We start from the raw sequence: 12,827 nt of genomic DNA on the forward strand, positions 1-12,827 counted from the left end.
ACACTACCCGGAGTTTATATACGTTCGAGGGGCCAGGACCGCCATGCGCTGACCCGCCGACACGGCGCTGGCCGAGGCCGGTGTGCGACACGCCGCGTCGTGGACGTTCCCGTCGCCTGTTTGCTAACCTCATAGCCCGTCTGGCACGACCCCCAGCCGCAGGGTTCAAACTCGCTGCTCACCTAGCCCGCGCTGATGGACGCGTCCACGGTACGTGAGCGTGCTACGGATCTCCCCACCGAGCCCGGCGTCTACCAGTTCCTCGCCGACGAGCAGGTGCTCTACGTCGGGAAGGCGGTGGACATCCGTGCCCGGGTCCGCTCGTACGCCGACCCCAGAAGTCGGCGGATCGCGCGGATGGTCCGACGAGCCGACGCGATCGACGTTGCGGTAACCGACACCGAAACCCAGGCACTGTTGCTGGAGGCGAACATGATCAAGCGCCACCAGCCCCGGTACAACGTCCGGCTGAAAGACGACAAGTCCTACCCGCTGGTCCAGCTTACCGACCACCCGGTCCCGCGGATCGAGATCACGCGGGATCCGGACGAGGGTGCGACCGTGTATGGCCCGTACACGAGTCGCTCCCGCCTCGAAACAGTCGTCAAAGCACTCCGAGAAATCTACGGACTGCGCGGCTGCTCGGATCACAAGTACGCGAACCGGGACCGTCCCTGTCTCGACTACGAAGTCGGCATCTGTACCGCGCCGTGTACCGGCGAAATAAGCGAGGCGGCGTACGCGGAAGACGTCACCGCGGCACAGCGATTCTTCGAGGGAGAGATCGGCGTCCTCGCGACTTCCCTCAGCCGATCGATGGAGCAGGCCGCGGAGAGTCAGGAGTTCGAGCGGGCGGCCAACCTCCGCGACCGGCTGGAGACCGTCGAGGCGTTCCACGGCGACAGCGGCGATGCCGTCGCCACCGGGGACTCCGACGGCGAACGACTGCTGGACGTGCTTGGTGTCGCCATCGAAGGCGAGGAGGCGACCGTCGCCCGGCTCCACAGCGACGGCGGCCAGCTCGTCGACCGGGACCGTCACACCCTCGCTGCACCCGACAGTGGCCCGGATCAGATCGCCCGGGTCCTATCGGCGTTCGTCCCACAGTACTACGCCGAGCGGGAGCTTCCGGACGCGCTCGTGCTCCCGGAGCATCTCGACGACGAGGAGCTGGAATCGTGGCTCGACACCGAAGGCGTTGCGGTTCGCGTTCCGGGTGCCGGACGGGAAGCGACGCTCGTCGATCTGGCGCTCAAAAACGCCCGTCGCGGCACCGACAGTCGGGACGAGGTCGGAGCCCTCGCGGCGGCGCTGGACATCGAGCGCCCGACACGGATCGAGGGGTTCGACGTGAGTCACGCCCAGGGAAGCCAGGCGGTCGGGAGCAACGTCACGTTCGTCGACGGCTCCCGCGAGAGCAGCGACTACCGCCGCAAGAGACTGGGGGGCGGAAACGACGACTACGCGAATATGCGTTCGCTGGTCGAGTGGCGGGCCAGCCGTGCAATCGAGGGGCGTGACGACAGACTCGATCCAGATTTGCTGGTGATCGATGGCGGCGAGGGCCAGCTCTCGGCGGCACGGGAGGCGCTCGATGCGGTCGGCTGGGACGTTCCAGCGATCGCCCTCGCGAAAGACGAGGAGCTCGTAATAACGCCAGAGCGGACCTACGACTGGTCCGACGATGCCCTACAACTCCATCTCCTCCAGCGCGTCCGTGACGAGGCACATCGGTTCGCCCTCCAGTACCACCAGACGCTGCGGGACGACGTCTCGACGGCGCTCGATGGGATCGATGGGGTCGGCCCGGAGACGCGCAAACGGCTGCTGGGTCGGTTCGGCAGCGTCGAGGGGGTGCGGGAGGCCTCGATCGAGGAGCTCACAGCGGTCGACGGCATCGGCCAGAAGACTGCCGAGACGCTCGTCGAGGCGCTGTAGTTTACTGGGTTCCGTCGGGGTCGAACAGCGCGTCGTGGTCGTCGTGCGTCGGTGCCATTGTGAATGTTACAATATTGTCAGCGTGATGGATGTCGACGACCAGCCCATCAAGTACCCAGCGGTCGGCGTCGCGGTGGGCGCTTGCGTCGTACTGTTCTGTGACCGCAGTCGCGATACGGCCGGCTGCGGTCTCGGAGGCCCATGCGGTGTCCCACCGGTATGCCTGTCTGTCGAGATTATCGAGATGCCCGTATCCAGTTAGCCTGTCGCCGCGCCAGTCGGCGAGGCGGGCGTCCCCAGGCAGCGTCTGGATGCCCGTACGACGGGCGAGCTCGGCCAGACTCTCGTCGACATCGGACACAGCAGTGGGCGACGCCGCCCCGAGGAGCCGGAGCTTCGCATACAGTCCGGTGACACCGATTCTGCTCGCATCGATTTCGACCCAGTTGTCCCCATATATCGTTGGCGATGGGACCGATTCCGGATCGAACGGTCCGTTCAGGTAGAGTTGCGAGAACATGATCGCAGCAGTATGGGGTGGGAACGAGCGATGGGCCTCCCACACTCCCGCCCAACCGGCTCGTTCGTACAGCGTATGGACGAACGCGATGCCAACGGGAATCGCGATCGAGTTGCGAGGGAGTATCCACCGTGGAATCCCGTTTTGGAACGCCGGCTCCTCGATGTCACAGTGGCCGTACTCCCCATCCGAGCAGTTCATCCAGTAACGCGTCTGGATGTACTGCGCCGTTCCCTCGACGATTGCATGCCGGGTCCGGCGTCCGTCCACAGTCCTGTTCGGCGGATCGAGTGAGTCGAATCGCTCGCCCTGTAGCGCATGCACTAGCTCGTGAGCAATTGTCGACTCATCGACTGGTGGTGACGTCAACAGCATCGTTCGTTCGTCATAGAGGAACATCCCCGAGGGACCAACCTCGTCGGGCGGATCGTCCGCCCTGCTGGCGTGGACGGCTGTGTTCTTGATCTGTCCGAATCGATCGAGCGGGTCGCCAGTGTCGTGCGAAAACGGTGCTCCCTCTGCGATCTTTACAGTAACGGGGCTTTGCAGTTCGAGATCGAGCATCGTCTCGACCCGGCGTTTTGCCCGTTCGGCCTTATCGCGGATCGAGTCGGGAACCGACGGCGCATACCTGAGCACCGAACTGGACTGGGTTGGCCGCCTCCCGGAGAGTAGTACCATCCCACCGGTTGCGGATGTCGCGACCGTGAGCAGCCGTCGTCGCGAAGTGATGGTGTTCATGCTTCGACAAGTGCGTGGAGTGTCGCTGGAATCGGTACGTCGTTGGCAACACTCTCGTTGCCAGTTGGTCTCGTCGTTACGTAGACTCCCGAATCGAGAACTGTCGGTCCGTCTCTGAGTAGTGCGTCGAGTTCTAGTGTCCAGTCGGGTTCGAAAGAGCTGTAAGATAGTGCCGTAACACGCGACCCTCCTGCGATGTAGAGTCGATCACCGGCTGCTGTTATACCTTCAGCTGCGTTGTTCTCATGGGCTGTCACGAGGTGTTCTCCCGAGTCGAGATCTAGTCCCCACACCCCTGCAGTGGTGCCAGCATACACGGTAGATGCCTCCACGGCGAGACTGTAGACGGCCCGGTTCGAGACTGTTCTGTGCCACTTCGGGGTGCCGCTCCGGTCGAACGCATGGACCGTTCCTGCGTCGTCACCGACGAGTACCGTCCCGGACACGAGAACTGGGTCCGCAGCAGGTTCCCCATCAAGGCGTACGCTCCAGAGGCGTTCCCCCGTCGCTGTGGACAGTCCTACGAGAAGCTCACCGGTCGTTACGACGACGAGATTACCGTCGGCTGCTGGGGCTCCAGGGGTGGTATCGGCGGTTTCGTACGTCCACAGCACGGTCCCGTTTTGCTCGTCGAGTGCGTACAGCTCGCCGCCGAAGAGCGTCCCGACGTAGAACCTTCCGTTTGCGTAGTTGGCCATCGGAGCAATATGGGTCGAAAACGACTCCTGCCACTGCTCTTCGCCAGTCTCGATATCGATGGCCCGGACGATGCCGCCGGTCCCGTTGGCCTCGAAGACGAGGCCGACATTGTGGGCGATGTAGAGGGGGCTGCCGTTGGTTGCACCGGTAAGCGCCGTGGCGATTCGGTCACCAGTCGCCGCCTCAAACGCCGTGATGGTCTCGGACTCCGGTGTACTGTGGTAGACAAGACTGTTCGCGACCATTGGGTCTCCGGTCAGAGTCGCGTCGACCTCGCGCGTCCAGCGGACGTCGACGTCTCCTGTGGGGCCAGCAACTGAGACAGCTCGGCTGTTCGTCGGATCGTTGTGCTCCATCGGCCAGTCGCCGTCCATGTGCCCGGCCGTCCGCTCGCTCCCCGGCCTGTCGTCGGAGTGATCGACCAGCCGGTCCGTGCAGCCAGCAGTTCCGACGAGCGCCGCGCAGCCAACTCTTCGCAAGGCTGTGCGCCGGTGGATGTTCACTTCCTGGTCGGTCATCGTTTGCCCCACAGCGCGAGAGTGTTCCACCACATCCGTTTTCGCCGGTTTAACATTCTTTGGACCACCACTCGTCGAGATCGACCGAAAAGAGCGACTCCAGCAATGCAGCTCTCTCCGCAGGATACGTTTTGAGGAGCTGATTTGCATCACTCTGCCACGATCGTAACTGGGCGATCAGTTCATCGTCACTCATGAATCTCATAGCGTTCCATATCTCACCCGTATCAGTTGCTTCTCTGGTACGGTACTGCTCGGCGTCGAGAATAAACTGCTCGTATTTGAAAAAAAGTCCCCCGAGACACTCCGCGTTCCTGATCTCATTCTGTTCTGCGCCAGCGACCACCGCTCCAAGACCAGCGAGGAATCCAAATAGTACTGACTGTTGGTGGACGATGTCGTAGTATAGCGACCCTGAAGGGTCTAAACCTGCTTCTGCAATTTGTCCTTCGGGAAGACACATCGCTCTGTGAGTCCAGTACGATACGGCATCGTCACCAAGTCGGCATAGCAATCGTAACGCGAGAGGGAACATTACCTGCCACGTCGCGATGACCTCTCGGCGCGCTGTTGCCACGTCATCATCTAAAATGTCGTCATAGATGTCGTAGTACTCACCGATCAAGACACTAAACTGTAACAGTGTGTCCAGATCTTCTTCGTCAGTGGTGTATGATAAAAAAATCTGCTCGACGAGAAATGGAATCTCGATTTTTGGTCGTTTCGAACGTTTTGGTAAGAACTCATTGGGCGTGAAGGCCATTGACGAAACGCGTTTGCGCAAGGGTTTTTCGGGAATTTCCGCCAGCAGCTCGTCGACGAGCGAATAGGTTCTATACTCTAGGTCTGTGTAGTATTCCATCGCTCGTTGTACCTCGGATTCCGATAGGTTGAGAGGGCGGGCTAACATGGTGTCCTATATCATCCATTAATATATAGAGCTTTATACTCATTTATGTAGAAAGTGAATAAGATTTATATTATTAGAGTTTATTTCTATGTTTGATGGCAGATAATAGCGGGCATGGACCGAAACGACGGTCGATTCTCAAACAATTAGGTGGCGTGAGTGCTGGTACTGCAACGTTGTCTAGCGTTGCGGCTGCATCACCCGATGATACACCCCAGCCTCTACGGGAGCGTCAACGCCTCGAAAGCAAATATAAAAACACGGGACGAATCCGAAAGGCGGTCAACGAATATGCAAGTACTCTTCTCAATGAACTGCAACAGAGAGAGATTCTTCCGAGAGCGAACGTCTCAGTTCTCAACACTGAATCCGTACTGAAAGGTCGGGATTCGGTACGAGCCGAGCTAAAAGAGGAGGGCGTGGCTGTGACGACTTTCGAGAAGACTGAGGAACAGCATACAGATGGGGATGCCGGTCTACAACCCCTAATTATGATATCAAAAAATACACAAACACATAATATTGCTATTTATATTAAACCAAGAGAAAGCAAGAGCTATGCGATCGTGGATCCGGATTCAGACAGGGAAAGGTTCCTGATTGCACCGCACCGGGAGGAAGTGAAACTGCCAAAAAACCCGGATATAGGCGCCGCCTTCAGTACTGCTGGCGTGGTTGCAGTCGACAGATATGATTGTCCGGACAAAGAGTACTGTGGTAGTACCTGCTCACCATGTGCCAATAACGGCCGACAAGTGAAGCGTGATCACATTGTTGAGGAATGTTTCTATTCTCCGAAAAATATGGAATGTGTCTGTGAGGAAGTGAGCTCCACTTGCGGCGGTGACTGCAATTGCTCTAGTCAAGAGTGTGGCTATTGTTGTCCCGGCGATTGTGATGGCGTTGGCTGGTAAGCGCAAAAGAGTACGCTGATCGGAAGAAAGTACATAATAATCCCCACATCTAACGCAACGGTCCCGATATTGCTCGACGGCACCGGGCACAAAATATGAAAGCGACTGCTGGGTCGGTTCGGGAGCGTCGAGGGCGTTCGGACTGGCTCTTCGGAAGAGCTCCTGTCAGTCGATGGTGTGGGCAAGCGGACGGTCGCGTCGCTCGAACAGCAGCTGTGATCCCGCAGCTACTGATCGGATCCGGTGCCAACCGTTAACCCGCGTCAGTCCTAACGATCGGATATGTCCAACTCAGGGGGAGACAGGATACAGAGCGTGCATAGAACGCACGGTCTTCGGCCACAGACAGTGTTGATTGGCGCGCTGGCGCTGGCAGCGAGTGCCGTGCTTTTGACCAACTTCCTCGATCTAACGCCGCTCTCTATCGTCGGCGCGCTGTTACTGACGCTTGCCGTTGTGACGGTTGCGAGCGCAGTCGAGATCGTCAACGCGTACGAGAAACGTGCACTGACCGTCTTCGGCGAGTACCGGAAACTCCTACAGCCCGGGATCAACTTCGTCCCACCGTTCGTCTCGAAGACGTATGTCTTCGATATGCGAACGCAGACCATCGACGTCCCGCGTCAGGAGGCGATCACCCGTGACAACTCCCCGGTGACCGCCGATGCCGTCATTTATATCCGTGTCATGGACGCCAAGAAGGCGTTCCTGGAGGTCGACGACTACAAGCACGCGGTCTCGAATCTCGCCCAGACGACGCTCCGTGCCGTGATCGGTGATATGGAACTCGACGAGACGCTGAACAAACGCGAGAAGATCAACAGCCGCATCCACGACGAGGTCGACGAAGCGACCGATCGCTGGGGCATTCGGGTCGAAGCGGTCGAGGTCCGTGAGGTCAACCCGAGCCAAGACGTCCAGCGGGCGATGGAACAGCAAACGTCCGCCGAGCGTCGCCGTCGGGCCATGATCTTGGAAGCACAGGGTGAACGCCGAAGTGCGGTCGAAAAGGCCGAAGGTGACAAGCAGTCGAATATCATCCGCGCGCAAGGTGAGAAACAGAGCCAGATCCTCGAAGCACAGGGAGACTCGATTTCGACCGTGCTTCGAGCGAAGTCGGCCGAGTCAATGGGTGAGCGGGCAGTGATCGACAAGGGAATGGAGACGCTCGAAGAAATCGGCAAGGGCGAGTCGACCACCTTCGTCATGCCCCAGGAGCTCACTTCCATGATCGGCCGCTACGGCAAACATCTCTCGGGCAGCGATGTCCAGCAGGGTGAGGGATCGCTCGAAAGTCTGGATTTCGACGACAAGACGTCCGAACTACTTGGTCTCGACAACATCGAAGAGCTGATCAGCGAGTTCGGTACCGAGGAGTCATCAGCGCAGGCGGCCGAGAACATCGGCCGCGACTCACGTGCTGAAATCGATGACGCCGAGCTGGTCGACGAACTAGAAAAATAAGCTGATACGTTCGATTTTCGCCGGAATATTTACCACTCGTAGGTATGTAGTCTGGCGTATGATTGCGTCGATTCGCTGGCAGGGTGACTAACTGTATGCACGGAATCGTTCATAAGGCGTTCAAGGAGTTCGTCGAGAGTGAAATCGACGGTATCGACTGGGATTCGGTTGCCGACGAGGCCGGGCTGGACCCGAAATTGTATCTGCCGGTTACCCATTATCCCGACAACGAGTTCACCGGAGCGGCCACGGCGCTCGCCGAACTGGGTGGCCGAACAGACGCCTCCATCCAGCAGTCGTTCGGCCGGTCGCTGGTGCCGTCCCTGCTCGATACGTTCAAAGCGCACATTCGCGATGACTGGGATGCTCGAGAAGTGATTCTCGCACTGGATTCGATCTACGAACAGCTGGATTCAGACGACGGGTCCACCACGTCGGCGACGGTCTCGACGCGGAGTGATGGAGACGAAATCGTGTTAACGTATCGTTCGGACCACGAACTCTGCACGGTGTTGCGTGGCGTCGTACTCGGTATTGCAGACGAGTACGGTCAAACAGCGGAAATCGCGGAACCAGTCTGTCTACGGGAGGGCGACGAGCAGTGTGAGCTCCGCGTCACACTCGATTGAGTCGGTGGACGCGCACGCCCAAGAAGTGCTAATATTTATTATATACTTGGTTACGAAGCAGCTGACTAGAGGCAAATACTAGTTGTATGTGTGGTATTATACATGATGAACTATTACCTCACTCTGTGTCGATGAGTCGCAGCCAAACCAGTTGCGGGTACGAACGGCGGCCCCGTTCTGCAGCTGAATCGGCTATTTTCACGTCCGAACTGCAGCACACTGGCCCCCTAATTGCCCGCGACCGTTATCCGTCTCCTGCCATTTCGGCATCGGATAACGTCGTTACAGGAGACGTTTCCGCGCCAGTCTTCTGTGTCGTAGACACACGCAATTTCCCAACCACATCATGAGTAACAACAACAGCAATCTCAACCCAGATCTGGGTCGCAGAACAGTTCTCGGCGGGATGGCAGGGCTCGGTGCCCTCTCGTTCACGTCGATGCCATCGACAGCAGAGTTGATGGACGAACACGGCGAAACCCACGCATCCGGGCCCGACTCGCATCATCCGGGCCACCCTCGCTTCGTCGAAGTGGGCGAACAGCTATCCAACCCCGAGGATATCGGTGGCTGGTCATTCGATCCTCGAGACAATCTCTCGCCCCGGATTCCAGACTTCGAGCGAGATCCGGATAACTACGACGCCGATGAGTTCGAGTGGTCGATCGCCGAAAAGCCAGCAGACAGCGACGCCGAACTCGAATTCGAGCAGACACACGATAGCGCACCGGTACCGCGGTACTCGACCGGCGACGAGAACGTCGCCGAGTTCGTCGCCGATGTCCCCGGAACGTACATCCTCGAACTCGACGCGCCGGACGGCACACACCAGATGACGATCCACGCGTTCCCGGAGGGTGACGGTGCTCGCCCGAAAGTCGAACTCGACGGCGAGTACGGCGGCGGCGAGTTCACGCTGGCCGCGAACCCGGAGCTCGCCCCTGCAAGCCGTGCGGCAACCGACGACCTCGAAGTGGTCTTCCTCGCGGACGATCGGGACGCGCTCGATACCGACGATATCGAGACCGACGGTCACCAGGCCACGGTTCCAGAGAGCGCACTCGGTGGAGAGACCGGTCGCGTGCACGTCGCCGCACACGACGGCCACGCCCGGAGTATGCTCGACACGATCGAGCTGGACCAGGACGGCTCGATCCACTATCCGAACCGTGCTCCAGAGTGGATGGAAGACGGCGTTATGTACCAGATCTTCCCCCGCTCGTGGGGCGGAGAGCGCGGACAGACCACGTTCGATACCCTGATCAACGGCGACGAAGAGACCGGAGCACGCGGGCTCGACTACATCGAGGAACTCGGCGTCGACGCGCTCTGGTTGACGCCGGTCGTTCCGGCCGAGAGTGTCGACAAACTGTTCTTGAACAATAACCTCTCTAACTTCCCGGAGGACCAGCCGCCCGGTGGCGGCCCGCACGGCTACGACACGAACGACTACTTCGGCATCGCCGAGGACCTCGTTCCGGAGGGGAAAGAGCCGGTTGAGGCCTACAAGGAGTTCGTCGACGCGTGTCACGAACGGGACATCAAGGTCGTGTTCGACATCGTCATCAACCACGCAGGTCGCGGCCACCCGTACTTCCAGGATACGATCGCGAGCCAGGACGAAGAGCGCACACAGGCGCTGCTCGACGCTAACTTCGAATATCCGGCGATCAACGAGTGGGACGAGGACTCCAAGTACTTCGACTGGTGGGACCGCGTCGAAGCGGCCGGTACCGTCGAGGGGCTCCAGGAGAACCCGACCGCCGAGATCGCCGACCCTGCCCCGACGAATACGGGCTTTTTCGGCCTCCGTGTGATGCCGAACTTCAACTACGACAACGTAGCGGTCCGCGAGCACATGCTCGCAGTCGCTGACTTCTGGTCCGGCGAGGTCGGCGTCGACGGCTTCCGCTGTGACATCGCGTGGGGCGTTCCCAACAGCATGTGGAAAGACATCCGCGAGGTCGTCCGCGAGAACAACAGCGAATACCTGATGCTCGACGAAACGATCCCGAAGGATCCGACGATGTCCGAGAACGCCTTCGACATGCACTTCGATACCGAAGGGTTCACTGGGACATCCCACTCCGTTGCTAGCGGTGATACGGGCGCAGAGTCCCTGATTAGCACAATCGAGGACCGGGAGAATCAGGGTTTCCCGAACTTCTCGCTGATCCTCAACCTGATCGAGAACCACGACGAGGAACGACTGCTCAACAACACGGTCGTCAACCTCAACGATCCGCCCGAGGACCCCTCGGAGATCCCCGACGAGGAGTGGGAGTACGGTGCGAAGCGACAGCGTGCTGCGTGGGCAGCGGGTGTCGGCTTGCCGGGCGTCCCGTCGATCTACTACGGACAGGAACGCCAGATCAGTCGATGGGGCGAGAGCCGCTGGCCAGCCAGTTCGCTCGATGCCTTCGACGAGGACAACCGCGGTCGCGACGATGCGGGCAACATCGACACCGCGGCGGACGTTCGCGAAGGGGGCAAACAGCGCGCCTTCATGAACTGGGAGGAGTACGACGAGGACCATCTCCAGTTCTACAAGGACGTCATCGACACCTACCACGAGCTCGACGTGCTCAAACCGGCAGCCGAGCTCCGGAACGCGTACGCCTTCACCCAGGACACGCCGAATATGATCGTGTTCGGCCGGGACGCGTCCGAACTCGACGACGTAGATGGGCCCGAAAGCGTGATCGTCATCGCCAACTTCGAGGAGGATACCGTCAGTCCGATCCTCCGACCGGAGGTCGACGGCACGAACCTGGTCACCGGTGAGAACATCGCTACCAACGAAAGCGACACCGGGATCACCGTCGAGGTCGATACGTTTGCCGTTCTCGAAACGCCGTCGCTGTTCTCGCTTGGCGACATGATCATCGAACTCAGTGCGGAGCGCGGGACGGACGCCGGGCCGGGCACCTACGAGTACCCGACCGGCGACGACTTCGACGAGGGCGTCTTCGATCTGACGCGCTTTGACGTCCACCAGTCGAAAAACGACTTCCAGTTCGCTGTCGAGGTCGATGGCGACCTGACCAACCCGTGGGGCTACGATCACGGTATCTCCCACCAGCATCTGCAGGTGTACATCCGAGATCCCGACGCCGACGGAGGCTCCACCGACGCTCGCGAGGGCGTCAACGCGACCTTCGAGGCTCCGTACCAGTACCGTGTCGTCGCCGACGGCGAACACGGTGTTCGCGTGGAGGACGCGGACGGGAACGAACTCGCCACTGGCGAACTGACGATCAACAACGCCAACGAGGCGATGCTCTTCGAGTTCCCACGCGACGCCATCGAGGGGAACCTCGACCAGATGGCGATCGCTCCGCTCATGCTGGGCTACGACAGCTCGGCGTCGGGCAACGTCCGACCGGTCGAGGCCGAGGCCGGCCCCGAGGTCTTCGGCGGTGCAGAAAACGATAGCGCGCCGAACGTTATCGACATGGCCGGCGACGCGTCCGTCGAGGACGCTCTCGGGTACTCCGACGGTACCCTCGCGGAGATTCCGTACTCCTCACTGGTCGCCGAGTTCGAGGAGATCGAACAGTTCGAGACCGGTACCGGCGGCGAGCCGTACGGTCCGGATCAGTATACCTACCCGACCGGTGACGACTTCTACGAAGGGACCTGGGACCTCAGCGAGGTGACCATCTACGAGTCACCTGCCCGCGTCCAGTTCGAGTTCACTATGGCCGAGGACATCCAGAACAACTTCGGGCTCGATCCGGTCTCTCATCAGTTCGTCCAGATCTACATCAACTCCCCTGAGGCCGACGGCCCCGAGGGCGTCGAAGGTCGACCCGGGACGAACTTCAACACCGCTGTCCCACACCACACACGTGTGCTCGCACACGGCGAAGGGACGACCGATGTCGAGGATGCAGAGGGCGAACCGGTCTCCGGCGACGTCGAGTACTACATGACCGACTCGGACAAGGTCGCTGTCGACTTCCCGAAAAGCGCCGTCGACTGGACCGACGACGTCTCCTTTGCCGCGATCATTACGCCGTTCGACGGCTTCGGCGAGGGCGACATCCGAGCGATCAATCCAGAACCGGGCGAGTACTCGATCGGCGGCGGCGATGCGGACGCCGACGATCCAGCTGCCATGGATCTGCTCCTACCGGAGGGCGAGAGCCGGGCGGACGTGCTGACGTACGACGCAGATACGACGCCCGAGATTCCGCTTGTCGCGCTCGGTGACGCCGAGCCCGAACCGGCTAACGGCGAAGAGAACGGTGAAGACGACGAAGCGGACGACGACGACGGACTCCCCGGCTTCGGGGTCGCCGCCGGTGCAGCCGGTGTCGGTGCCGGCGCGCTCGCGGCAAAACGCCTCTCGGAGAACTCCGAGGAAGAGGCCGAGGAATAGGCTCGCTGCTTGCGGATTCGATCTTATTTTTTGCCGATCGATTAGCACTGGCTATCGAACAGCCACGATGCTCTCCTCGAAAAACGCGGTCCTCGTGAGCCACGCGAACG

Annotated in this window: 8 protein-coding genes; 5 read left to right on the forward strand and 3 right to left on the reverse strand. The window is 60.1% G+C overall.

Annotation, left to right across the window (positions count from 1 at the left end):
• Positions 1-195 precede the first annotated feature (195 nt).
• Positions 196-1,938 carry an excinuclease ABC subunit C gene (locus AArcSt11_RS01335; protein ID WP_250593842.1) on the forward strand — a complete coding sequence of 581 codons (1,743 nt, stop codon included), beginning with the start codon at positions 196-198 and terminating at the stop codon, positions 1,936-1,938.
• 1 nt (position 1,939) lies between these two features.
• Here AArcSt11_RS01335 and AArcSt11_RS01340 read toward each other — a convergent pair whose 3' ends face one another.
• Genes AArcSt11_RS01340 through AArcSt11_RS01350 form a run of 3 tightly spaced genes read right to left on the reverse strand, consistent with a single transcriptional unit; the run spans position 1,940 to position 5,278 of the window.
• Entirely contained in the window at positions 1,940-3,199 is a 1,260-nt protein-coding gene (locus tag AArcSt11_RS01340) for a hypothetical protein (RefSeq protein ID WP_250593845.1), read from the reverse strand.
• Complete coding sequence (locus AArcSt11_RS01345; RefSeq protein ID WP_250593847.1) at positions 3,196-4,416, reverse strand: outer membrane protein assembly factor BamB family protein; 1,221 nt, start codon at positions 4,414-4,416, stop codon at positions 3,196-3,198. The genes AArcSt11_RS01340 and AArcSt11_RS01345 overlap by 4 nt, the downstream gene beginning before the upstream one ends.
• A 49-nt stretch (positions 4,417-4,465) precedes the next feature.
• Positions 4,466-5,278, reverse strand: coding sequence for a hypothetical protein (locus tag AArcSt11_RS01350; protein WP_250593848.1), 813 nt, complete (start codon positions 5,276-5,278; stop codon positions 4,466-4,468).
• 143 nt (positions 5,279-5,421) lie between these two features.
• Between AArcSt11_RS01350 and AArcSt11_RS01355 the strand changes: the two genes are divergently transcribed.
• From AArcSt11_RS01355 to AArcSt11_RS01370, 4 genes are all read left to right on the forward strand, one after another.
• Entirely contained in the window at positions 5,422-6,240 is an 819-nt protein-coding gene (locus AArcSt11_RS01355) for a hypothetical protein (RefSeq protein WP_250593850.1), read from the forward strand.
• Positions 6,241-6,522: 282 nt separating this feature from the next.
• Complete coding sequence (locus AArcSt11_RS01360; RefSeq protein WP_250593852.1) at positions 6,523-7,704, forward strand: SPFH domain-containing protein; 1,182 nt, start codon at positions 6,523-6,525, stop codon at positions 7,702-7,704.
• Positions 7,705-7,799: 95 nt separating this feature from the next.
• Complete coding sequence (locus tag AArcSt11_RS01365) at positions 7,800-8,333, forward strand: heme NO-binding domain-containing protein (RefSeq protein WP_250593854.1); 534 nt, start codon at positions 7,800-7,802, stop codon at positions 8,331-8,333.
• A 346-nt stretch (positions 8,334-8,679) separates the two neighbouring features.
• The gene (locus AArcSt11_RS01370) at positions 8,680-12,717 is read left to right on the forward strand and encodes a glucodextranase DOMON-like domain-containing protein (RefSeq protein WP_250593856.1); all 4,038 of its coding nucleotides are present in this window, start codon (positions 8,680-8,682) and stop codon (positions 12,715-12,717) included.
• Positions 12,718-12,827 lie beyond the last annotated feature (110 nt).

The sequence above is a fragment of the Natranaeroarchaeum aerophilus genome (assembly GCF_023638055.1).
Taxonomy (GTDB): Archaea; Halobacteriota; Halobacteria; order Halobacteriales; family Natronoarchaeaceae; genus Natranaeroarchaeum; species Natranaeroarchaeum aerophilum.

What these genes read in the sequence shown, in the direction of transcription:
- AArcSt11_RS01335 (WP_250593842.1), top strand. Translation starts at nt 196, where the DNA reads ATGGACGCGTCCACGGTACGTGAGCGTGCTACGGATCTCCCCACCGAG.
- AArcSt11_RS01340 (WP_250593845.1), bottom strand. Translation starts at nt 3,199, where the DNA reads ATGAACACCATCACTTCGCGACGACGGCTGCTCACGGTCGCGACATCC.
- AArcSt11_RS01345 (WP_250593847.1), bottom strand. Translation starts at nt 4,416, where the DNA reads ATGACCGACCAGGAAGTGAACATCCACCGGCGCACAGCCTTGCGAAGA.
- AArcSt11_RS01350 (WP_250593848.1), bottom strand. Translation starts at nt 5,278, where the DNA reads ATGGAATACTACACAGACCTAGAGTATAGAACCTATTCGCTCGTCGAC.
- AArcSt11_RS01355 (WP_250593850.1), top strand. Translation starts at nt 5,422, where the DNA reads ATGGCAGATAATAGCGGGCATGGACCGAAACGACGGTCGATTCTCAAA.
- AArcSt11_RS01360 (WP_250593852.1), top strand. Translation starts at nt 6,523, where the DNA reads ATGTCCAACTCAGGGGGAGACAGGATACAGAGCGTGCATAGAACGCAC.
- AArcSt11_RS01365 (WP_250593854.1), top strand. Translation starts at nt 7,800, where the DNA reads ATGCACGGAATCGTTCATAAGGCGTTCAAGGAGTTCGTCGAGAGTGAA.
- AArcSt11_RS01370 (WP_250593856.1), top strand. Translation starts at nt 8,680, where the DNA reads ATGAGTAACAACAACAGCAATCTCAACCCAGATCTGGGTCGCAGAACA.